The following is a 20,312-nucleotide window of genomic DNA, read 5'->3' as shown; positions in this document are numbered from 1 at the left end:
ATCCACATTCACCCGCTCCACGGTTCAACCGTCCTGCGGGCAGCCTGACGATAGTCCCATGCAGTTGATTCATGCCGGCAACCTCCGCCGCAGCACGGGAGATGTCCGCTCGCTCAGCCGCCGCTATGCCCGCGGCGAGCTGGTCCGCGTCAGGAAGGGCGTCTATGCATCGAAAGAAGAGTGGATTTCGCTGCCGCCATGGGAAAGGTACCGCCAGACAGTCCTGGCTGTGGATCTTGAACTGCCGCTGTCAACGTTCTGCCTGCATACGGCTGCTGTTGTGTGGGACCTGAATCTCCTGAAAGTGCCGGGCTTCGTTCACCTGTCAGGAGCATCGAGGGGCCACGTCGGCCGCAGCGTGCCAACAACTTCCGCCGCACCACGATCATCGGGTGAAACCGGACTGGAACGGATCACCTCCTACGGCGTCCGCCGGCACCCCGGACCAACAGCAGCGGTACGCCACAAAAACCTCCTGGTGACGCCCTTACCGGAGACAGTGGTGGGCGTCATTGCCAAGGAAAACTTCGCTGCCGGAGTGGTCCTGGCCGACCACGCCATGAGCCGGCGGCGGGCTTCCGGCCCCCATCTGGGCAGAGAGGATCTGCTCAAGCAGGCCTCCCTGCTCACTTCGGAGGCAAGGCGCAGATGGGTCACGCAGGTCCTCGATTTCGCGGGGACGGACGCGGAGTCCCCGGGCGAGTCACTGAGCAGGGCACAAATGCACGTTCTCGGGTTCCCGGCTCCCCTTCTGCAGGCAAGAGTGCATGTGGGAGGGGTTTTCATCGCTCGAACTGACTTCTTCTGGCCCCGCCACCGGTTGATTGGGGAGTTCGACGGCGACGCCAAGTACTTGCGCGACGAGTACCTCGGAGTTCAAACGGCGCGCCAGGCCGTCCTGGCGGAGAAGAAGCGCGAGGACAAACTCCGGGCGGCGGGGTTTCGTGTAGTCCGATGGGACTGGGCGACAGCCTCTGATCCTGCGCGGTTTGAAGCATGCCTGCGGCAGGCGGGCTTAACGAACAGCCCCAGCAATACAGGAAGCACCCGCCTGTAGACGTGGCACCCGCGGGTTCGGGGGTGCCACGTCCACACGCGGGTGCAACCCGGGCGCAGGAGGAGTGGGAGTTACAGGACCGGGAGGACCTCAAGGCCGCCCAGGTACTTCTGCAGCGCCTTGGGCACGTTGACCGAGCCGTCCGCGTTCTGGTGGTGCTCCAGCAACGCCACAATCCAGCGGGTGGTGGCCAGCGTGCCGTTCAGGGTGGCCACAGCGCGGGTGCCCTTGGTAACCCCCTCCGGATTCACCGCTCGTTCGCGGATGTTCAGGCGGCGGGCCTGGAAGGTGGTGCAGTTGGAAGTGGAGGTCAGCTCACGGTACGCGCCCTGCGTGGGGACCCAGGCCTCGCAGTCGTACTTCCGTGCGGCGGACGTGCCAAGGTCGCCGGCTGCAGTGTCGATCACCCGGTAGGGCAGCTCGCACTTGGCCAGCATTTCCTCTTCCCACGCCAGCAGCCGCTGGTGCTCGGCGGCTGCCTCTTCCACCGTGGTGTAAATGAACATTTCCACCTTGTTGAACTGGTGGACCCGGATGATGCCGCGGGTGTCCTTGCCGTGCGAGCCGGCTTCGCGGCGGTAGCAGGAGCTCTGGCCCGCGTAGCGGATGGGGCCGGCGGAGAAGTCCAGGATCTCGTCCGCGTGGTACCCGGCCAGCGCAACTTCCGAGGTGCCCACCAGGTAAAGGTCGTCTTCGGCAAGCCGGTAGATCTCGGCGTCGTGCTTTACATCGAAGCCCGTGCCCTGCATGGTCTCCGGGCGCACCAGCGTGGGCGTGATCATCGGGACGAAGCCGGCTTGGATGGCCTGGTCCATGGCCATCTGCAGCAGCGCCATCTCCAGCCGGGCACCAACGCCGCGGAGGAAGTAGAAGCGGGCACCGGAAACCTTGGCGCCGCGCTCCATGTCAATGGCGCCGATCAGTTCACCGATTTCCAGGTGGTCCCTGGGCTCAAAGTCGGGGAATTCACGCGGCGTGCCCACCGTCTTGACCACCACATAGTCGTCCTCGCCGCCCTCGGGAACGCCGTCCTCAATGACATTGGGGATCGTGCGCAGCAGCTCATCCTGCTTGCTCTGCGCGGCGTCGGCCTCGGCGGAGGCAGCCTTGACCGCGTTGGCCAGTTCCTTGACCTCGGCCAGCAGGGCCTTCTTCTCGTCGCCCTTCGCCTGCGCCACCTTCTTGCCGAACGCGTTCTGCTCGGCCCGGAGGTTCTCGAAGCGGATCAGCGCCGCCCGGCGGGCGGAATCCGCGGAGATGATCGCGTCCACCACTGACTCGTCCGCGCGGCGGGCGCGCTGGCTGGCACGGTATTTGTCCGGGTTTTCGCTGAGGTCTTTTACGTCGATCACCACACAAGGGTATCCAATCCCGCGCACGACGGCGGGCGGCAGCGGACGTGCGGGCCCGCCCGGCTTCCGCCGGGCTACTGTTGAGGCACCATGAGCGACTGGATCCTGTACCTGCTGACCGGGGTGGCCCTTGCGTTTGCCATCTCCAGCTGGTGGGGCGTCCGCAGGCTCAAGGCCCTGCATATCCGCAGTACCGTAGGCGGCGATGCCCAGGATCCGGGCCTCACGGAACAGCGTGTCGCGGTGATCCTCAACCCCATCAAGGCACAGTCGGACGAAGCGAAACGCCTCATCCAGCGCGGCTGCCTGGCGGCAGGCTGGGAAGATCCCGTCTTTTTCGAGACGACGGCGGAGGACCCCGGCTACTCACAGGTGGCGGCCGCCCTCGCGTACAAGCCCGACGTCGTCCTGGTGGGCGGCGGCGACGGGACCGTCCGCGTGGTGGCCGAGTCCCTCGTGCACACCAACGTGGCCATGGGTCTGATCCCGCTGGGCACCGGCAACCTCCTGGCACGGAACGTGGAGCTGAACCTGAACGACCTGCACGCCAACGTCAACACCGCCCTGTTCGGCCGGCAGCGCCATATCGACACTGCCCGGATGGGCATCGAAAACTCACGCACCGGCGTCTCCTCCGAGCACGTGTTCCTGGTGATCGCCGGTATAGGCATGGATGCCGAAATCCTCGCCGACACCAACGACGGGCTAAAAAAAGCGGTGGGCTGGCTGGCATATACCGAGGCAGGCATGCGGCACTTGCCCGGGCGCCGGAAAAAGGTCTCGATCTCCCTGGACGGCAGCCCGGAGCAGGTCCGGAACATCCGCAGCGTCTTGTTCGCGAACTGTGGCCTGATCCCGGGCGGCATCGACTTCATTCCGCAGGCCATGATTGACGACGGCATGCTGGACGTGGTGGTCATGAGCCCCCGAAGTGCCCTCGGCTGGCTCCTGATGTACGTCAAGATCATGTTCAAGCACAGCGGGAAACTGCCCGTCATGACCGTCTACCGGTCCGGGAGGGTGGTCATCAAATGCCCCGAACCGATGGCCATCCAGTTGGACGGAGACACGGCCGGTGAAGCAACCAGGCTCACCGTCCAGGTGGAGCCGCGGTCCCTGCTGATCCGGGTCAAGGGCCAGGATTAGCGGCTATTCGCTTTTGCGCTTCTTCTCCTCGGCCGCCTTTGCCGCCGCGTGGGCCTCGGACTGCTCACGGATCATGGCCTGCTCTTCTTCAAACCGCAGGCGGTCAGCACGGTCGGCGTCGTCCCCGTCCCAGTCCTGGTTGTCGGCAGTGGGCCGGGGGTTGACGATCATCCCCTGGCCGTCGTTTTCGGTGCCGCTGGCAGTCATGACGCGCTCCCTTCGTTAGGGGCCATCCCCCGTGTGGATCAAGTAAGCATACGCATTGTCCACAACCCGCGGAAGTACTTGGAACGGCATTCACCTACGCTTTGGGCGAAGCGGGGGAACCGCTTTCGGCGGGCTCAGCTGCGGGCCGGAGTATGCCCGCCACCCAGGCCCGTGCCGCCCGGAAGGCCTGGTCAGCAGTGTGCGGCTCTACCCGCGCAGCCTGCATGTCGGCCCGGGGATATGACCCCAGGAAGCGGGTGGCTGGACTGATGCGGTGGATCCCGGCCAGGGCGTCGGCCATCCGTTCGTCGCCCACGTGCCCGTCGGCGTCGATGCTGAAGAAGTAGTCCCCCAGGTACTGTCCGGTGGGCCGGGACTCAATGCGGCTGAGGTTCACCCCGCGGCTGGCGAACTGGTCGAGGATTTCCATCAGGGCGCCGGGCCGGTCTTCGGGGAGAGGGACCACCAGCGTGGTTTTGTCCGCACCTGTGCGTGGGGGCAGGACACCCGGCCGGCTGACCAGGATAAAGCGGGTCACGGCGTCCGGATTGTCACCGATGTCTTCAGCCAGCACCGCCAGTCCGGGCTGCTCCCGGGCCACCAGCGGAGCGCAGATGGCGGCGTCATAATGGCAGTCTTCCTCGAGGAGCCCCATTGCCGAGGCAGCCGTGGATGGGCCGGGTACGTATTCGGCTGACGGAATGTTCGCATCCATCCACAGGCGGCACTGGGCCCAGGCATGGCCGTGGGTTGATACCCGCCGCACGTCGGCCAGGCGGACACCGGGCCTTGCGACCAGCACGAAGCTGATGGGCACCAGGACTTCGCGGATGATCCGCAGCTCGCCACCCCCGGCGATCGCGTCCAGGGTGGCGGTGACGCCTCCTTCAACGGAGTTTTCGATCGGGACCATCGCGGCGTGGACTGATCCGTCGCGCACCCAGTCCAGTGCAGCGTTGACGTTCGACGCCGGGACCCGGGTGGCCTGCGCAGCGTCCGGCACCTGCAGGAGGGCTGCCTCGGTGAAGGTACCCTGTGGCCCCAGGAAGGCATAGGTGGAGGAGGACGCGGACATACACATTCCTTTATCGGTATAAGCGCCGACGGGAGGCGCCGGCAGAAGCGGCAGCGGTGACGTGCCCGATTCCTGGCGTCCCTGCTAGAGCACCATCGGCTTCAGGCCGTTGTCCGAGACAAGCGGCTTGCCGGCCTCCAGCCACATGTCCATCCCGCCGGAAACGTTGATAGCGGTGTATCCCTGGCCGGTGAGCCACTGGGCAGCGCGGAACGAGCGCCCGCCGGTGCGGCAGATGACGTAAACATCCTCGTCCGGATCGAGTTCATCCAGCCGCGCCGGGAGCTGGTCCATGGGAATGTGGAGGGCACCATCTGCATGGCCCGCCACCCACTCATAGTCCTCGCGGACGTCAAGGATGACGGCGTCATCGGGGATGTCGCCGACGGGGACGTTGTCGAAATCGCTCATGGAGGGTCCTGCCTTCGCGGATCGGTGTCGGATTAAAGCCTAGTGCTTCCGCCTCCACCTGGTGGCGGGCCAGGCCCACGTTAAGCTTCTGAGTGACCCTAGGAGGAACCGTTGTTCCCTGAGCAGCCCGCCCTGGCCACTGCGGGAAGCCGAAGCTTCCCGCCCCGGCACTGCCCTGATGTGGAGGCGTGCGGCCTTGACTGAACTCCACGAACTGCCGGCCGTCGCCCTTCGGGACCTCCTGCGGGAGGGGCGCGTGTCAGCAGCGGAGGCCACGGCGCATTTCCTCGCCCGGATCGAACAGCAGAACCCGCTGCTGGGAGCTTTCATTACGGTGACGGCGGAACAGGCGATGGCTGACGCCCGCACCGCCGACTCGGTGCGTTCCAGCATCCCCTCCGGGGAACTGCCCCTGCTCCACGGCATGCCCCTGGCGTTCAAGGACCTCACCGACGTGGCAGGGGTGGTGACCACCCACGGCAGCGCGGCCCTGGACCACAAGCCTGCACCCGCGGACGGGCCGTTGGTTGCCCTGTTCAAGGAATCGGGCGTGACCCCGCTGGGCAAGACCCAGGTTCCCGAATTCGGACTGACGGCCTACAGCGAAAACCGGATCGCGCCGCCGTCGCGCAATCCCCATGCCCTGAGCAGGAGCTCAGGCGGCTCCTCCGGCGGCAGCGCTGCGGCCGTGGCCGCAGGACTGCTGCCCTTCGCCCCGGGCACCGACGGCGGCGGCTCGGTGCGGATCCCCGCAGCCGCCTGCGGGCTGCTAGGGCTCAAGCCGGGCCGCGGCGTGGTTCCTGCCGGTGAAAGCATTGGTGATCCCGCGCGTCTGGTGGTGGCCGGTCCGATTGCCCGGGACTCCGTAGATGCGGCGCTCATGATGGACGCCCTGGCGGCACCTGACGCGGCGGGCAGGCCGGATGGTGGCTACCTTGCAGCGGTGGGCCTGGAGCCCCCGCGGCTGCGGATCGGCATCAGCCTGGACAGCCCGTGGTCCGGCACCTTCCCGTTCGTCCCGGAGCAGGAGGCGCTGGATGCCCTCCGGGTGGGCGGGGACCTCCTGGAGCATGCCGGGCATGCCCTCAGCGAAGCTTCCATCCGGTACGACAACCGGTACCCGGACGCCTTCACGTCGGCATGGACGGCAGCCGTGGGCGCGGCCAGGATCAGCCCCCACCGGGAGGCCCTGCTGGCACCCCTCACGCGCACCTTCCGGCGCCGCGCCCAGCAGCGGAGCCCGGCCAAGCTCGCCGAGTCCCTGGCGTTCCTGCGGCAGTTCCAGCATGACACTGCGGCGCAGTACGCGCAGTGGGACCTGATGCTCATGCCGTCGCTCGCCCAGGCACCGCGCCCTGTGGGCTGGTTTACCGGCGCCATGCACGGCACTGACCGGTGGCCCTCGGCGCAGTGGCCGGGAGATGCTGACGGCGATTACCGCAAACAGTGCGAATACGCGCCCTGGTCCTCCATGGTGAACGTCTGCGGACTGCCGGCCATCACGATCCCTGTGCATTGGACCGGCGGGGCCCCACGGCAGGGGCTGCCGATGGGAATACAGCTTGTGGGTCCTCCGGGATCAGAGTCCCTCCTGCTGCAGGTGGCGCGCCAGCTGGGGTTCTGACCAGCATGTTGGTGCAGCCGGGGCCGTTATTGACCTCCTCCTAACGCCGGCTTAATACGCCTGTAACCCGTGGGGAGCAGACTTGTGGACGTGCCAGGCCGCGGCACCCTTCCGCCAGCCACTGCTCGACGAGGAGTTCCCTTATGAAAGCTGAAAATTCCAGCACGGCTGCCGGAGAGGTGCGCCCTCAGCCGGACGGAGCCAGGCCGGACCTCAGCAACGCCACTATCAGGGAGGACCTCGCCGGGCGGGGCCGCTGCGCCCTGGTCCATCTCCCCACCGGACGGACCTGCCTCCTGCCGCTCCGGCACCATGGAGCGTGCGAGTTCCACCGCCCGCAGGAAGCCGACGACGTCGTCGCCGGCGGGTGACAGCGCTGAAGGGCACCAGCGCCGGAAGCCGGGCCAGGGCCTTGCGCAAAAGTGTCGACTCCGCCGCGGATCAGGAGGACGATTAAAGGGCAGTCACTGTGAGGAGGTCTGTGATGTGATATTCATCCAGCAAGGACTTCGGGTGGGGCATCAGGAAAGAAGCCGAGAGCAAGCCCGAGGCAAAGCACGAAGCCCCGGCGGAAACTCCGGAGAAGCCGGTCAAGGCGCAGGACTTCACGTTCTGGGCATTCCCAGGCTGGCGGAAGACGCGGACGCCGGGCACCCCTTCAGCCGAACGGAGCAAGGAGAAGGTCTGAGGCCGCGCCAAGGTCAACGGAAGGGTCTTCACTGAAGGCCCTTCCGCTGTTCCCAGGCTGGCGGCGGGCCGGAGCGGCGCGCGCCCCGCATTGTGCTGCGGCAAACCCTCCCACTATGGTTGAACCATAAGCATGCTTATTATCCGCACGTGACGAAGGGAACCAGCATGAGTACCGGAAACTACCCATCCGCAGGACAGCCGGAACCGGGAACCGGGAACCATGCCGGCGTCCCCCCGGCACCGGCCCGCACGCCCTCCCCCGTGGATTCCACTGCGGACTCCGCACTCACCCGTCCGGACGCGCCCCGGCCAGCCGGAACCGGCACGCCTGGGCCACAGCCGTCGTCCGCTGCGGACCAGCCAAGGGTGACCCGGGCAGGGGTGGTGTGGGCAGCCGTCGTAGCGGCCCTGGTGCTCCTGATCCTGTTGATCATCTTCATCCTCCAGAACCAGGACCAGGTGGCAGTGCGGTACTTCGGCCTGGAAGGCCTTGTGCCGCTGGGCATGGCGCTGTTTATTGCCAGCGTGACCGGAGGGGTCTTGGTTGCCATGGCCGGCGGTGCCCGCATCCTCCAGCTCCGCAGGAACGCCCACCGCGCACGGCTGCGGCAACGGAAGTAGCGCCGCAGCGCAGCCAGGCACTGCGAAGTCTCCCGTAGAGCGCAGCCCGGCTGGAGTCCGACGGCGGCCCCAGCGCGGCGCGGTCAGCTCACCGTGCGCCGATCGCGCCTTGTTGAACGGGCTCTGTTGAACAGGCTCTCTCCGCGATGTGCATGTCTGCGGGGAGGTGATGGCACGGGAGATCAAGGAGCCGCGGTGTCCACGGCGATGAGGTGCGCGCGGTCACCGGGCCAGGCCGCCAAAAAGCTGTTGACCGGGCCTTTCGGCGATCCTAAAATCTGGACATCGCATGAGCCTGCCCCCTGGTGTTCGCAGGCATCTTTCCGTCGAGGTGCCTCCGGGCGCCTTTCACTTCCCTTCATATTGCACAGGGCTTAGACCCTTAGCGGAAGCACTGATGATGTCCACAGTCCATGGCACCAACCGGGAACTGGAAATAGAACAGGCGCTGCACGGGCTGCGCGCCAGGCTGTCGGGATCCCTGATCGAGCCGCATGATCCGTTATACGAGGAAGCCCGGCCGGTATGGAACGGCATGATCGATCTCCGGCCACGCGCCGTCGTCCGTGCCGGGGCGATAACCGACATCGACGCCGTGCTGGACGCCGTCCGGCGAAGCGGCCTGGCGCTGGCCGTCCGTGGCGGCGGGCACAACGTCGCCGGACACGGCAGTGTTGACGGCGGGCTGGTGCTGGACCTGGGACCGCTGAAGCACGTCCATGTGGACGCCGGGAGCAGGCTGGTGACCGTGGAACCCGGAGCCACCCTTGCCGATGTCGACCACGCAACTGCCGCGCACAACCTTGCCGTCCCGCTGGGAGTGATCAGCGGAACAGGCGTTGCGGGGCTTGCCCTCGGCGGCGGCGTGGGATGGCTGACACGCTCCAGCGGCCTGACCCTGGACAACCTGGAATCCGTGGACGTGGTCACCGCCACCGGGGAACACCTGCGCGCCAGCATGCAGGAGAATCCTGAGCTGTTCTGGGGGCTGCGCGGCGGCGGCGGAAACTTCGGGGTGGCATCCTCCTTCACCTTCCGTGCCCGCCCCCTGCCGCCCCAGCCGCTGGGAGGGAACCTGTTCTACCGCCCGGAACACTGGCGCAACGCCCTCCTGGCTTTTGCCGCCTGGACCCGGGACCTGCCGGACGGGATGAATCCGATCATCTCGTTCCTTGTCTTCCCGGCGGAGTTCGGGATGGGCAGCGACCCGTGGATGATCATCGGGTTCGTGTGGGTGGCGGAGGACCAGCAGGCAGGGCTTGCCCTGGTTGACCAGCTCCGGGCCGCCGCCCCGCCTGACGAAGAGGAAGTTGGCCCTACCTCTTGGCTTGACTGGCAGAGCGCCATGGACAGCGTGTTTCCCAAAGGTTCGCGCGGCTATTGGAAGAACGTCTCCTTTTCGCGGCTGGACGGGGAGTCAGTGGATGTCCTGCTGAGTTTCGCCTCCGAGCTGGCATGGGAGGGTACCGGCATTGACATCCACCACATGGAGGGGGCGTTCGGGCGGGTACCGGAGGATGCAACAGCGTTCCCCAACCGTTCTGCCCGCTACTGGCTCAATGTCTACGGCTTCTGGCGGGACCCCTCCGAGGACGAGCGGCTGACCGCGTTCGCACGGAAAGCCTACGGGCTCATGCGGCCGTTCGCGGAGCACGGCGAGTACGTCAACTTCCTTGGCGCCGAGGTGGGGCCGAGGGACGTGGACGCCGCCCGAGCAGCGTACGGACCGGAGAAGTTCCGGCGCCTGGCGGCCCTCAAGGACCGCTACGATCCGCACAACCTCTTCCGCCTCAACCACAACATCCCGCCAACGGAGGCGCCCATGTGATGGGGGTGAGCGGCCCTAGAACGTGTACGTCGGACCGCTGGTGGAACTGGCGATCGCCAGGCCTATGATGGCCAGCAGCCAGAACGCGCCGTAGCCCAGGAGGCACAGGTAGCCCAGGACCAGCCCGGCAATGGACATACCCCTGCCGGACGGTTCGCGTTTGAGCGCCATGTGGCCGGTGATGATTGCTGCAATCTGCGGGAGCAGGAGCCAGCCCATAATCACCGAGGCGATGCCGCACACCATGCTGGCGATGCTCAGCGTCTTCGGTTCGGCCTGCATGCCGTAGTACCCCTGCGGGGCGTACGGGCCGGCCGGCTGGCCATAGGGGGAGGGTTGCTGGTTGTAGGGGCTCGGCGGCTGGCCATAGGCACCGCCATACTGACCTGGTTCGCCGTACCCGCCCTGCCCGTAGCTGCTCCCGCGGCCATCGTGTCCGTAGCTGTCCTGCCCGAGCCCGCCCTGCCCGTAGCTGCCCTGCCCGTAGGGCGGCGCGGACGGCGACTGGCTGCCGTAGGGCGGCGCGAACCGGGGCGGTTCAAGGCCGGACGGCGTGCTGGAGTCGGGTTGGCCGGATTCGGGCCGCTGGCTGGGCTGGTCAGACATGGTTCCCCCTAGGAATCTTGATCTCAGCCTACCCCCGCCCAGGGCGGATCTATTGCCCCCAATAGGGCAATATGTACACCGCAAAGATGACGAACGCCGCCAGCAGGGCCAAGCGTCCGGCCCCGCCGGTACCGTGCCGGCGGGCCTTTGGAGCCGCGCGGTGACCCGCTGGACGGTAGCCTTCCCCGGCCCCGGCGGCCGAAGAGTTGCCCCGGGCCACCGGACGCACTGACGAACCCGTCCTGAGGGCCGGAGTTCCGGCATTCGTGGGTGGCGCCGCGGGCGGGACCATCGTGCCCGGGCGGACGTGCCGGAACGCCATGATGCCCGGTTCCTGTTCATGGGTGAGGTCCTGGCCGAGCTGCGCGTACAGTCCCGCCACGGTCCGCTGGTCCAGCACCTGCGGCAGGGCTTCGATGGCACCCACCACACGCTGTGTACCGGCCACCGCCACATCCGAGGCTGTCACCCCAAACAGGTCCGGCTGGGCAGCCATACAGATCAGGGGGCGGACCAGCCGCCGGTACGGAGGCGACACCACGGACGACACCGCGGCACATTGGGCCAGCGCGCCTTCCACAGCCTGCGTCCGTGCGTACCGCCCCTGCCAGAGCACCCCGGACAACACCCGGACCTCGCCGGTCCAGTTCTTGCAGTCGACCACCACCACTCCGCCAGGCCCCACGAGGACGTGGTCCAGGTTGGCCTTCGGCCGGCCGGGCCAGTGCACGTCATGGAGCACGTACCAGCCACGCGGGACCAGCTCGCCCAGCTTCTCCGCCACCATCTTCTCGCTGACGGCTTCCGCGTCCCAGGGCTTTGTGGCGCCTTCGGCCTCGTCCAGTTGGCGCTTGAGCCTGGCCACCCTTTCGGCGGCCAGCCTGGACTGCTCGGCTTTCCCGTCTCCTGCCCCCATGGCCGCCCCTGCTTCCCTGCCGGAAGGACGACGGCGGGGGGGCCGCCGTCGTGCCTTGCTCTCGGATGATTTCCCCGACTTTTTCGAAAGTAACAGGGCGTGCGGCGGCCGGTATATAAGTACTTTGGTGGGGTCTGTACTCAGGTTGACTACTCGTTTGATGACGATCTTCCGTCACAGGCCGGACACAGTGGCCGGATTCCGGACGGAACGTTTTGACTCAGGTCCCTGTCTGGCATGCTGGTGGCATGGCTAGCCGCGCGGGCACAGTTGCCCAACCCCAGGACCTTGTTGACATCACTGCGCTCCTTGACGCGTATTACGACATCACGCCCGATCTGGGTGATCCCGGCCAGCGCGTGGCGTTCGGCACGTCCGGACACCGCGGCTCCAGCCTGAAGGCGTCGTTCAACGAGCAACACATCGTTGCCATTACCCAGGCCATCGTGGAGTACCGGGCGGGGCAAGGCATCAGCGGGCCGCTGTTCCTGGCCAAGGACACGCACGCCCTCAGCGAGCCCGCGCAGAACTCCGCGCTCGAGGTCCTGGCCGCCAACGGCGTCCAGGTCCTCGTTGACGCCCGCCACGGCTACACCCCCACGCCGGCGCTCAGCCATGCAATCCTCACCTACAACCGGAACGCCGGCGCCGGCGCCCCGCAGGCAGACGGCATCGTTGTCACGCCGAGCCACAACCCGCCGGCAGACGGCGGCTTCAAGTACAACCCGCCGCACGGCGGCCCGGCCGATTCGGATGCCACCGGCTGGATCGCCAACCGCGCCAACGAGCTTCTGGAGAACGGCCTGCGCGGGGTGAAGCGGATTCCGCTGGCCGAAGCCCAGGCTGCGGACACCACCGGCAAGTTCGACTTCCTCAGCAGCTACGTGGACGACCTTCCCTCCGTGCTGAACCTGGACGCCATCCGCAACGCCGGCGTGCGCATCGGCGCCGACCCCATGGGCGGTGCATCCGTGGACTACTGGGGCGAGATCGGCGAGCGCCACCACCTGGACCTCACCGTGGTGAACCCCACCGTGGATCCGCAGTGGGCCTTCATGACTCTGGACTGGGACGAGAAGATCCGGATGGACTGCTCCTCCCCGGCCGCCATGGCCTCGCTGATCCAGCGGATGGCTGCCGGTGCGGACGGGACCGCAGCATACGACGTCGCCACCGGCAATGATGCCGACGCTGACCGGCACGGCATCGTCACCCCGGACGGCGGCTTGATGAACCCCAACCACTACCTCGCCGTCGCCATCGATTACCTCTACCGCAACCGCAGCGGCTGGAACCCGGCCTCCGTGGTGGGAAAGACCCTGGTGTCGTCCTCCATCATCGACCGGGTAGCCCAGAGCCTGGGCCGGAAGCTCGTGGAGGTTCCGGTCGGATTCAAGTGGTTCGTGCCGGGCCTGCTCTCCGGTGAGGGCGCCTTCGGCGGCGAGGAATCGGCCGGCGCTTCCTTCAACAAGCTGGACGGCAGCGTCTGGACCACGGACAAGGACGGCATCCTGCTGGCCCTGCTCGCCTCGGAAATCACGGCGGTCACCGGCAAGTCCCCGTCCCAGCTCTACAAGGGCCTGACGGACCAGTTCGGCGCCCCCGTCTACGCCCGCATTGACGCAGCAGCCACGCGGGAGCAGAAGTCGGCACTCGGCAAGCTGTCGCCGTCGGACGTCACCGCCACAAGCCTGGCCGGGGAACCCATCCTGGCCAAGCTGACCGAGGCGCCCGGCAACGGCGCGTCCATCGGCGGTCTCAAGGTGGTCACGGAGAACGCCTGGTTCGCCGCCCGCCCGTCCGGTACTGAGGACGTCTACAAGATCTACGCCGAGTCCTTCAAGGGCGAGGAGCACCTCAAGCAGGTCCAGGCGGAAGCCAAGGCACTGGTGGACAGCGTCATCGCCTAGCTGCCCCGGTTTCCGGCAGGCTCCAGAGCTGCAGGATGCGCCGGACGGTGCGGTCACCGTCCGGCGCCATGTCCACCAGCGCCACCCGGTCGAGCACCAGGGTGTCGCCCGGGTGCAGCCGGCGGCCGTGCAGGTGGGAGATGTGCGGCCGGTAGCCGGACCGGGTGTGGGCCGGCGTGAGGATCCTGCCGCCGGCGCTTTCGACGCCCGTGGCCAACTGCTCGTGCAGGGCCTGCAGGTCCGGCTGCGGCTGGACAAGGCTGACGGGCACGGAGCCGTTCCGGCCGAAACCCGCGTCCTCCCCCACCGTCAGCGCGGCGCCCAGTGCCTTCTCCGCGGGTGGCCCGGCAAGCGCCGCAACCTGTCCGGCAACGGCGTTGTCGACGTCGAACCTCAACAGTGTGATGTGCAGGGGCCACTGCGTCCGCGGGAAGACCTGGCCTTCAGCGACCGGCTCCACGAATGCGACGAGGACGAAGTTCCGCATCCGCCCAGTGTGCCACTCCCCCGACCAACCCTGCTCGGCCCAACGCTCTCTCACTTAATGCGCCTTAACCGCCATCGCTCTCTCACGCATGAGAGAGCGATGGCCGAAAGGGTGCATTAAGTGAGAGAGCGTCCTAGACGGTGCGGACGACGTCCTCGTAGGAGAACTTGGGCTTGGCTTCGCCCCAGGCGTCCGCGGCGGGCTGGCCGATGTTGACCACCAGGAAGCTCTTCTGGCCGCCCGCGGGGAAGAACGCCTCATCGATGGCACCGAAGTCGGCGCCGGTCATGGGGCCCGCGGAGAACCCGAGTGAGCGGACGGCCAGGATGAAGTAGCCGGCCTGCAGGTGCGCGTTGTTGTTGCCCGTGGCGGCGGCCAGTTCCGGGTTGGCGTCGTACATGGCCTTGGGGGCGTTGTAGCCGGGGAGGAAGGTGTCCCACTGGCCCGCCCAGTTGGTGTCGTAGCTGAGGATGGCCACCAGCGGGGCGGAAGCGGTCTTGGCGCGGTTGCCTGCCATGAGGGCGTCAACCAGCTTGGCGCGGGCTTCGTCCGAGCGGACATAGGTCACGCGCAGCGGCTGGGAGTTGAAAGCCGTGGGGCCGAACTTGGTGAGCTCGTAGATGGCCTGCGCCTGCTCGTCGGTCACCTCGCCGGTAAACGAGTTGGCGGTGCGGGCCTGCGCGAAAATAGCGTCGACGGCGGCCGGATCGATAACCGCTTCTTCGTGGGCAATGGTCATTGGCTTACCTTTCGCTGCTCGTCCCCGTTTGCTGCGGGGCTTTCAATGGTTGCAACTTCAACCAGCCGTGTCCTCTTCCCGCGACGGCCCGTGACATCGGACACAGCAGTCCGGGGGCGGGGCGCGGGCGGTATCCTTGTCCCAGTTAATCTCCGCCCTCCGCGGCACCCCCCGAAAGCCCCGAAAGGCCTCCGCCCATGAGCATGCTCGGAATCAAATGGAAGCTGCACGGCACAGGCAAGTCCATCAAGCCAGGGCACGTGGTGGCCCCCGATGAGCGCCTGGCCTGGCCGCTGACCATCGGCGTGGGCATGCAGCACGTGGTGGCCATGTTCGGCGCCACGTTCCTGGTGCCCATCATCACCGGAATGCCGCCTGCCACCACGCTGTTCTTCTCCGGCATCGGAACGCTGCTCTTCCTGGTGATCACCAAGGGCCGGGTTCCCAGCTACCTCGGCTCAAGCTTCGCGTTCATCGCGCCCATCATGGCGTCCCAGCAGCAGTTCGGCGTGCCGGGAGCCCTGGGCGGCGTGGTCCTGGCCGGCGCGGCCCTGGCCCTGGTGGGCGCCATCGTCCAGAAGTTCGGCGCGGGCTGGATCAACCGGCTGATGCCGCCCATCGTCACCGGCGCCATCGTGGCGCTGATCGGGCTCAACCTCGCACCGGCGGCCAAGCAGAATTTCGACGCCGCCCCCGTCACCGCCGTGGTCACGCTGGCCACCATCATCCTGGTCAGCGTGCTGTTCCGCGGGATCCTGGGCCGTCTCAGCATCCTGGTGGGCGTGGTGGTGGGCTACCTTGTGGCGATGCTGCGCGGCGAGGTGAGCTACGACAAGATGGAGGCCGCGGCCTGGGTGGGCCTGCCACAGTTCCAGACTCCCGAGTTCCATGTGGGCGTCCTGGGCCTGTTCGTGCCCGTGGTTCTGGTCCTGGTGGCGGAGAACATCGGCCACGTGAAGTCCGTTGCGGCAATGACCGGCCAGAACCTCGACGGCGTGTCCGGCCGGGCACTGATGGCTGACGGTGCCGCCACCGTCCTGGCCGGCTTCGGCGGCGGCTCCGGCACCACCACGTACGCCGAAAACATCGGCGTCATGGCCGCCACCAAGGTTTATTCGACGGCGGCCTACTGGGTGGCAGGCGTCTTCGCCATCATCCTGAGCTTCTCCCCCAAGTTCGGCGAGCTCATCGCCACCGTCCCGGCCGGAGTGCTGGGCGGCGCGGCCACCATGCTGTACGGCATGATCGGTATCCTCGGCGTGAAGATCTGGGTGCAGAACAAGGTGAACTTCTCGAACCCGGTGAACCTGACCACCGCTGCGGTGGCCCTCATCATCGGCATCGCGGACTACACCTGGACCATCGGTGACCTGACGTTCACCGGCATCGCACTGGGGTCAGCCGCGGCCCTGGTGATCTACCACGGCATGAAGGCCATCGCGAAGGCCCGGGGCACCGCAGCCGAGCCCGAAACCGAGCAGGCGGGGCTGCCTCCCCAGGCCAAGGCTGCGGGGAACGCTGCCGCCAGGCGCGCCCCGAAAAAGCGCTAGGCCTCCTTCAGGGACAAAGGCTCGGCCGGCAGTCCCTGCGGATGGACGATTGGCAGGTGCCCATGCCCGAAGACGGGCCCGGGACGCGGACGTTTGGGAACCAGCGGGGGCTCCGCGGGGTGCCTGACCTGGCGGATTGCCCAGGGAACCAGGTATTCGCGAGCCCAGGCGATGTCCTTGGCCCGGGCTTCCTTCCAGTTATGCGGTGGAAGTGCCTTGGGCTGCAACGGTTCAAGGCTGTGGGGAACGGCCAGGGCCTGCAGCACTCCCAAGGCGATGGTGTGGTGGCCCAGCGGCGAGAAGTGCAGACGGTCAGGGTCCCACATGCCAGGCCTGGTGAGGTCGCGCAGGCACCACAGGTCAACCATCACAGCGTTGTGCCGGGACGCCACGACGTGGAGGTTTTCGTTGAGGATGGCCACTTTGCCGCGTATCTGGCCGAAGACCGGGGTGGCGCCCCAGTCGGGGCCGGCGAAGAGGACCACGGTGGCCCCGGAGCGGGTGAGCTGCTCTACGCCGGCGTCAATCTTTTCGGCCAGCTTGTCCGGATCGCTGCGGCGGAACACAATGTCGTTGCCGCCGGCGGACAGCGTCACCAGGTCAGGCTGTGCGGCCAGCGCCGGGCCCACCTGCTGATCCAGGATCTGCTGCAGCCGCAGGCCCCGGATCGCGAGGTTGGCGTAGGCAAAATCAGGCTGTCCCGCGCTGAGCTCCTCGGCCACCCGGTCAGCCCAGCCCCGCAGCCCGCCCTGGTTCTTGGGCTCGGGATCCCCTACCCCCTCCGTGAAGGAGTCGCCGAGGGCCACATAGCGGTGCCAGGGGTGCTCCCCTAATCCAGGAGCCTGTTCCACCGGGCGTGCCACATCCAGGCCAACTGGCCGGCCGGGCGACTGCTCCTGCTTCGGCGTTGTCATGCCGTCCTCCCTTCCGCTGTGCGGGATGCGTCCTTGCCCCGCCTGGTTCTCCGCCGGCGGGGCTGTTCCTCCTGCTCCAGCTCGGCTGGGGGCAGCAGGCGGAAGTCCGCGACGCCGTCGGGCGTTCCTTGCCTGAGTCCGGCAGGCTCCCTGCCGGGCTCCCCGGGCATGGGGTTCTCCCGCCCGGGACCCGGCGCAACAACGTTCAGCGCGGCATCGCGCAGGTCGAGTTCGTGGTGCACCGCCTGTGTCTGCAGGAACCGCAGTGCCCCCTCGCGGCTGAGGCCGTACTCGTCCATGAGGCTGCGCACCGCCAGGTCCACCAGGACAAGGGAGCTTTGCACGACGGCGATGCCTGCTTTGGCCTCGGCGCGTTCGGCCGTCCGCACCACAACACGCAGGGCCCGGGCCACCTGGTGCGCGTAGCTGCGGCTCCGGAGAAGGTCGTCGCTGCTGAAAGAGTGCGGGAGCGCGGCGTAGAGGTTGATGGCGGCGCTCGTCCCGCCCTCGGAGGCGATGGGCATGGACAGGAGTGACTGGATCCCGTGGCCGGCCGCCGCGCTGGCGTACCCGGGCCAGCGCCGGTCCCGGCTGACGTCGGACAGCAGCACGAATTCGCCGGTTCGGAGGGCTTCCAGGGCCGGCCCGTCAGCAAAGGAGCACTGTTCCTGGTTTGCTTCGAGTGCTTTCTCGGTGCTGGCGGCGACAGTGCGTGCCTGTCCCAGGCGGAAGAGTGTTGCCGCCCAGCTGATACCGCGCTGCTCACCCTTGATGTCCGCCATGAACTCACGGGTGACTTCCCAGAGGTACGTTTCGACGTCCTTGCTGTCGAAGACCTGTTCCGGGGGTACTGGAAGGGGTCCCCAGCCGAGCTGCGCTGCGGGTTCAGCCGCCATGATTTACGCCTTGGTTGAAGCGCTCCGGCCTACTGCAAAACCTCTTTCTAAGAATACGTCGCCCGCGCGTTTCAAGGGAGGGGCAGTGCGCGTCAGCCTGCGGGGTTCACGCCGCGGATACGACGCCGAAGACAACGCCCACCGGACATGCCGAAGGCCCCCGCCTGGGGTTCGCAGGGAACCACGGGGCGGAGGCCTCCAAGGGAAGGCGGTCACCGCCCCAATGGAGCGGCACCCAGGCCGTTACCCGGCGTCGAAGCTCTCGCCGCCGTCGTCGTTCGGTGACTTCTCCTCGGGCAGGTCGTTGCCGCTGCCGTCCGGAAGGCCGGCGGCTTCCTGTCCGGACTCGGACGAGACCGGGGCCGAACCCTGCGAGTCGTCGTTGGACTCATCAATCTCGGCGGCGCTGGAGGGAAGGTCGACGTCGCGGGGCACCGGATCCGCCTCCGGATCGGACTGCGGCGCGTTGGTGTCGGCGCTGCCCGTGCCGGATCCGGAACCATCCACTGGTGCCTGCGATCCGCCCATTTCCTGCTCAGCGGTGGGAGTGCCGTATCCGCCCGGGTCCGATTCGGGCTGGGCGTGCTGGTTTTCCTGCGTCATGGTTTCCTCCTGTTGTGGGTTCGGATGAAGCTGTTTTGCTGGCGTGGGTGCAGCCCTAGAGGCCCTTGCCGCCGGTTACCGGCAGCACCGCCCCGGAAATATACGAACCGTCCTCTGAGGCCAGCAGCACATAGGCGGCAGCGAGCTCGGCCGGCTGGCCGGCCCGTTCCAGGGGCGTGTCCTGGCCGAACGTTGGGAGTTTGTCCGGCCATTCCGTTGCGGGGATCAGCGGGGTCCAGATGGGCCCGGGGGCCACGGCGTTGACCCGAATGCCCTTGGGCCCGAGTTCCTGCGCCAGTGCCTTGGTGAACGCCACCTGGGCGGCCTTGGTCATCGCGTAGTCGATCAGCGCCGGGGACGGGTTGAAGGCCTGGATCGATGCAGTGGTGATGATGGACGCGCCCGGCTTCAGATGGGGTACCGCGGCCCGCGCCGTCCACAGCAGCGAGTAGAGGTTGGTCTTGAAGACCCGGTCGAATTCCTCGGTGGGCAGCGACTCCAGGCTTTCGCGGTTCTTCTGGTACGCGGCGTTCAGGACCACCACGTCCAGCCGGCCGAATCCGGACGCGGTTTCCTCAGCGATGCGGGTGCTGAAGTCCTCTTCCCGGCCGTCTCCCGCAAACAGCAGGACCCGCTGGCCGGCCTTGCGGATCCAGTCCGCGGTGTCCTGCGCGTCTTCTTCCTCTTCCGGAAGATAGGAGATGGCTACATCGGCGCCCTCACGCGCGAAGGCGATGGCGGCGGCCTTGCCGATTCCGGAATCGCCGCCCGTGATGAGGGCGGCCTTGCCCTGGAGCTTTCCGTGCCCTTCGTAGCTCAGTTCCCCGTGGTCAGGTTTCGGGTCCATTGGTGCCGTGAGCCCGGGCTGCTCCTGCTCCTGCTCCGGGAACGGGCCGGAGTGGTAGCCGCCCCGGGGATCCTTTGGCTGGTCCCTCTGCTTGTCTGTGTCGCTCATAGTCCGCCTGCTCACTGTGTCGGTTTTCGAAGAGCTCCGCCGTGCACCTGCTCTTCGAAGCTATCCCGGCCGGAGGAACAAAGTCCACCGATCGGAGCGAATAATCAGTAAACTTATCAAATGTAGGTCGCGGCGCAACGCCTGCCGTGTTTCCCGGCGCCGGAAGAGCCGAAAGGGAGCAGGCAGGTGGAGGGAGGAAGGCAATGTCCGAGGTGGAGGATTACACGGGCAGGACAGGCAGGAACGAAACCCGTGAGGAGCAGCTGGACCGCAACTGGGCCGAACTGCTGCAGGAGATGCGGGTACTGCAGATGGGCGTCCAGATCCTGGCAGGCTTCCTGCTGACGCTCCCCTTCCAGGAACGCTTTGAGACCCTGGACGATTTCCAGGTTGGCCTCTACCTCACCAACGTGGTGGTTGCGGCGCTCACCACCGCGCTTATCCTCCTGCCGGTCAGTGTGCACCGGCGGCTCTTCCGGAAGCGGCTCAAGGAAACCCTGGTAGCCAGCGGGGACACCATCGCAAAAATCACCCTCGCCGGAATCGCGCTGTTGAGCGCGGGTACCGCGGCCCTGGTTTTCGACGTGACCGCGGGACGCACGGCCGGCCTCACTGCCGGCGGAGCGCTGATGGCAGTGATGGTGGTCCTGCTGGTCTACGTCCCTATCCACCTCAACAGGCGCGCCGCCGCAGGGCAGGGATCGCCCGGACCTAACGGGGACTAG

21 protein-coding genes are annotated in these 20,312 nt (G+C 67.2%); 9 read left to right on the top strand and 12 right to left on the bottom strand.

Going from position 1 to position 20,312, the window contains the following annotated elements; translation table 11 throughout:
* Window positions 1-58: 58 nt before the first annotated feature.
* Window positions 59-1,057: a PDDEXK family nuclease gene (locus IEX33_RS06940; protein WP_188728860.1), complete on the top strand. Its 999-nt coding sequence runs from the start codon at window positions 59-61 to the stop codon at window positions 1,055-1,057.
* Window positions 1,058-1,128: 71 nt separating this feature from the next.
* Here IEX33_RS06940 and serS read toward each other — a convergent pair whose 3' ends face one another.
* The gene (serS, locus tag IEX33_RS06935; RefSeq protein WP_188728858.1) at window positions 1,129-2,409 is read right to left on the bottom strand and encodes a serine--tRNA ligase; all 1,281 of its coding nucleotides are present in this window, start codon (window positions 2,407-2,409) and stop codon (window positions 1,129-1,131) included.
* Between the two features lie 90 nt (window positions 2,410-2,499).
* Between serS and IEX33_RS06930 the strand changes: the two genes are divergently transcribed.
* Window positions 2,500-3,555, top strand: coding sequence for a diacylglycerol/lipid kinase family protein (locus IEX33_RS06930; RefSeq protein WP_188728856.1), 1,056 nt, complete (start codon window positions 2,500-2,502; stop codon window positions 3,553-3,555).
* 3 nt (window positions 3,556-3,558) lie between these two features.
* On the opposite strand, the gene IEX33_RS06925 is transcribed toward IEX33_RS06930, so the two are convergent.
* The 3 genes from IEX33_RS06925 to IEX33_RS06915 form a co-directional block, all read right to left on the bottom strand.
* Complete coding sequence (locus IEX33_RS06925; protein ID WP_059319417.1) at window positions 3,559-3,762, bottom strand: hypothetical protein; 204 nt, start codon at window positions 3,760-3,762, stop codon at window positions 3,559-3,561.
* A 94-nt stretch (window positions 3,763-3,856) separates the two neighbouring features.
* Window positions 3,857-4,837 carry a prephenate dehydratase gene (gene pheA / locus IEX33_RS06920; RefSeq protein WP_188728854.1) on the bottom strand — a complete coding sequence of 327 codons (981 nt, stop codon included), beginning with the start codon at window positions 4,835-4,837 and terminating at the stop codon, window positions 3,857-3,859.
* A gap of 84 nt (window positions 4,838-4,921) precedes the next feature.
* A complete protein-coding gene (locus tag IEX33_RS06915) occupies window positions 4,922-5,248 on the bottom strand; it encodes a rhodanese-like domain-containing protein (RefSeq protein WP_174178959.1) in 327 nt (108 codons plus the stop codon).
* A 196-nt stretch (window positions 5,249-5,444) separates the two neighbouring features.
* Here IEX33_RS06915 and IEX33_RS06910 point away from each other — a divergent pair, with 196 nt between their 5' ends.
* The 4 genes from IEX33_RS06910 (at window position 5,445) to IEX33_RS06895 (ending at window position 10,011) form a co-directional block, all read left to right on the top strand.
* Window positions 5,445-6,872 (top strand): amidase, encoded by a 1,428-nt coding sequence (locus IEX33_RS06910; RefSeq protein WP_188728852.1) that lies wholly within the window; start codon window positions 5,445-5,447, stop codon window positions 6,870-6,872.
* 143 nt (window positions 6,873-7,015) lie between these two features.
* A complete protein-coding gene (locus IEX33_RS06905; RefSeq protein ID WP_188728850.1) occupies window positions 7,016-7,243 on the top strand; it encodes a hypothetical protein in 228 nt (75 codons plus the stop codon).
* Window positions 7,244-7,727: 484 nt separating this feature from the next.
* The gene (locus tag IEX33_RS06900; RefSeq protein ID WP_229675266.1) at window positions 7,728-8,183 is read left to right on the top strand and encodes a LapA family protein; all 456 of its coding nucleotides are present in this window, start codon (window positions 7,728-7,730) and stop codon (window positions 8,181-8,183) included.
* A gap of 400 nt (window positions 8,184-8,583) precedes the next feature.
* Window positions 8,584-10,011, top strand: coding sequence for an FAD-binding oxidoreductase (locus tag IEX33_RS06895; RefSeq protein ID WP_188729211.1), 1,428 nt, complete (start codon window positions 8,584-8,586; stop codon window positions 10,009-10,011).
* A gap of 15 nt (window positions 10,012-10,026) precedes the next feature.
* Here the strand turns inward: IEX33_RS06895 and IEX33_RS06890 are convergent, their stop codons facing one another.
* Together IEX33_RS06890 and IEX33_RS06885 are read right to left on the bottom strand one after the other, a co-directional pair.
* A complete protein-coding gene (locus IEX33_RS06890) occupies window positions 10,027-10,617 on the bottom strand; it encodes a DUF4190 domain-containing protein (protein WP_188728848.1) in 591 nt (196 codons plus the stop codon).
* Window positions 10,618-10,666: 49 nt separating this feature from the next.
* Window positions 10,667-11,533, bottom strand: a complete 867-nt coding sequence (locus tag IEX33_RS06885; RefSeq protein WP_188728847.1) for an NERD domain-containing protein — start codon at window positions 11,531-11,533, stop codon at window positions 10,667-10,669.
* 248 nt (window positions 11,534-11,781) lie between these two features.
* Here IEX33_RS06885 and pgm point away from each other — a divergent pair, with 248 nt between their 5' ends.
* Window positions 11,782-13,443 carry a phosphoglucomutase (alpha-D-glucose-1,6-bisphosphate-dependent) gene (gene pgm, locus IEX33_RS06880; RefSeq protein WP_188728845.1) on the top strand — a complete coding sequence of 554 codons (1,662 nt, stop codon included), beginning with the start codon at window positions 11,782-11,784 and terminating at the stop codon, window positions 13,441-13,443.
* Here pgm and IEX33_RS06875 read toward each other — a convergent pair.
* Complete coding sequence (locus IEX33_RS06875; RefSeq protein ID WP_188728843.1) at window positions 13,433-13,930, bottom strand: 2'-5' RNA ligase family protein; 498 nt, start codon at window positions 13,928-13,930, stop codon at window positions 13,433-13,435. The genes pgm and IEX33_RS06875 overlap by 11 nt on opposite strands.
* A 133-nt stretch (window positions 13,931-14,063) precedes the next feature.
* Window positions 14,064-14,669, bottom strand: coding sequence for a malonic semialdehyde reductase (locus tag IEX33_RS06870; RefSeq protein ID WP_188728841.1), 606 nt, complete (start codon window positions 14,667-14,669; stop codon window positions 14,064-14,066).
* A gap of 197 nt (window positions 14,670-14,866) precedes the next feature.
* On the opposite strand from IEX33_RS06870, the gene IEX33_RS06865 reads away from it, so the two are divergent.
* On the top strand, window positions 14,867-16,219 hold the full coding sequence (locus IEX33_RS06865; RefSeq protein WP_188728839.1) for a uracil-xanthine permease family protein: 1,353 nt from the start codon (window positions 14,867-14,869) through the stop codon (window positions 16,217-16,219).
* On the opposite strand, the gene IEX33_RS06860 is transcribed toward IEX33_RS06865, so the two are convergent.
* The 4 genes from IEX33_RS06860 to IEX33_RS06845 all read right to left on the bottom strand — a co-directional run bounded on the left by IEX33_RS06860 (window position 16,216) and on the right by IEX33_RS06845 (window position 19,587).
* Window positions 16,216-17,133, bottom strand: a complete 918-nt coding sequence (locus IEX33_RS06860) for an SGNH/GDSL hydrolase family protein (RefSeq protein WP_188728836.1) — start codon at window positions 17,131-17,133, stop codon at window positions 16,216-16,218. The two genes, IEX33_RS06865 and IEX33_RS06860, sit on opposite strands and share 4 nt — an antisense overlap.
* Complete coding sequence (locus tag IEX33_RS06855; protein ID WP_188728834.1) at window positions 17,130-18,029, bottom strand: GAF domain-containing protein; 900 nt, start codon at window positions 18,027-18,029, stop codon at window positions 17,130-17,132. Before IEX33_RS06855 ends, IEX33_RS06860 begins: the two co-directional genes overlap by 4 nt.
* A 243-nt stretch (window positions 18,030-18,272) precedes the next feature.
* Entirely contained in the window at window positions 18,273-18,632 is a 360-nt protein-coding gene (locus IEX33_RS06850; protein WP_188728832.1) for a hypothetical protein, read from the bottom strand.
* 55 nt (window positions 18,633-18,687) lie between these two features.
* A complete protein-coding gene (locus IEX33_RS06845; RefSeq protein ID WP_188728831.1) occupies window positions 18,688-19,587 on the bottom strand; it encodes an SDR family oxidoreductase in 900 nt (299 codons plus the stop codon).
* A 203-nt stretch (window positions 19,588-19,790) separates the two neighbouring features.
* Between IEX33_RS06845 and IEX33_RS06840 the strand changes: the two genes are divergently transcribed.
* Window positions 19,791-20,312, top strand: a complete 522-nt coding sequence (locus tag IEX33_RS06840) for a DUF6328 family protein (protein WP_188728828.1) — start codon at window positions 19,791-19,793, stop codon at window positions 20,310-20,312.

The sequence above is a fragment of the Pseudarthrobacter scleromae genome (assembly GCF_014644515.1).
Taxonomy (GTDB): domain Bacteria; phylum Actinomycetota; class Actinomycetes; order Actinomycetales; family Micrococcaceae; genus Arthrobacter; species Arthrobacter scleromae.
The sequence above is the reverse complement of the archived record's forward strand: the minus strand, read 5'-3'. Positions and strand labels throughout refer to the sequence as shown.

What these genes read in the sequence shown, in the direction of transcription:
- pheA (WP_188728854.1), bottom strand. Translation starts at nt 4,837, where the DNA reads ATGTCCGCGTCCTCCTCCACCTATGCCTTCCTGGGGCCACAGGGTACC.
- IEX33_RS06940 (WP_188728860.1), top strand. Translation starts at nt 59, where the DNA reads ATGCAGTTGATTCATGCCGGCAACCTCCGCCGCAGCACGGGAGATGTC.
- IEX33_RS06850 (WP_188728832.1), bottom strand. Translation starts at nt 18,632, where the DNA reads ATGACGCAGGAAAACCAGCACGCCCAGCCCGAATCGGACCCGGGCGGA.
- IEX33_RS06915 (WP_174178959.1), bottom strand. Translation starts at nt 5,248, where the DNA reads ATGAGCGATTTCGACAACGTCCCCGTCGGCGACATCCCCGATGACGCC.
- IEX33_RS06840 (WP_188728828.1), top strand. Translation starts at nt 19,791, where the DNA reads ATGTCCGAGGTGGAGGATTACACGGGCAGGACAGGCAGGAACGAAACC.
- IEX33_RS06860 (WP_188728836.1), bottom strand. Translation starts at nt 17,133, where the DNA reads ATGACAACGCCGAAGCAGGAGCAGTCGCCCGGCCGGCCAGTTGGCCTG.
- IEX33_RS06900 (WP_229675266.1), top strand. Translation starts at nt 7,728, where the DNA reads ATGAGTACCGGAAACTACCCATCCGCAGGACAGCCGGAACCGGGAACC.
- IEX33_RS06930 (WP_188728856.1), top strand. Translation starts at nt 2,500, where the DNA reads ATGAGCGACTGGATCCTGTACCTGCTGACCGGGGTGGCCCTTGCGTTT.
- IEX33_RS06925 (WP_059319417.1), bottom strand. Translation starts at nt 3,762, where the DNA reads ATGACTGCCAGCGGCACCGAAAACGACGGCCAGGGGATGATCGTCAAC.
- IEX33_RS06890 (WP_188728848.1), bottom strand. Translation starts at nt 10,617, where the DNA reads ATGTCTGACCAGCCCAGCCAGCGGCCCGAATCCGGCCAACCCGACTCC.
- IEX33_RS06885 (WP_188728847.1), bottom strand. Translation starts at nt 11,533, where the DNA reads ATGGGGGCAGGAGACGGGAAAGCCGAGCAGTCCAGGCTGGCCGCCGAA.
- IEX33_RS06855 (WP_188728834.1), bottom strand. Translation starts at nt 18,029, where the DNA reads ATGGCGGCTGAACCCGCAGCGCAGCTCGGCTGGGGACCCCTTCCAGTA.
- IEX33_RS06905 (WP_188728850.1), top strand. Translation starts at nt 7,016, where the DNA reads ATGAAAGCTGAAAATTCCAGCACGGCTGCCGGAGAGGTGCGCCCTCAG.
- IEX33_RS06865 (WP_188728839.1), top strand. Translation starts at nt 14,867, where the DNA reads ATGAGCATGCTCGGAATCAAATGGAAGCTGCACGGCACAGGCAAGTCC.
- IEX33_RS06845 (WP_188728831.1), bottom strand. Translation starts at nt 19,587, where the DNA reads ATGAGCGACACAGACAAGCAGAGGGACCAGCCAAAGGATCCCCGGGGC.
- IEX33_RS06870 (WP_188728841.1), bottom strand. Translation starts at nt 14,669, where the DNA reads ATGACCATTGCCCACGAAGAAGCGGTTATCGATCCGGCCGCCGTCGAC.
- IEX33_RS06895 (WP_188729211.1), top strand. Translation starts at nt 8,584, where the DNA reads ATGTCCACAGTCCATGGCACCAACCGGGAACTGGAAATAGAACAGGCG.
- pgm (WP_188728845.1), top strand. Translation starts at nt 11,782, where the DNA reads ATGGCTAGCCGCGCGGGCACAGTTGCCCAACCCCAGGACCTTGTTGAC.
- IEX33_RS06875 (WP_188728843.1), bottom strand. Translation starts at nt 13,930, where the DNA reads ATGCGGAACTTCGTCCTCGTCGCATTCGTGGAGCCGGTCGCTGAAGGC.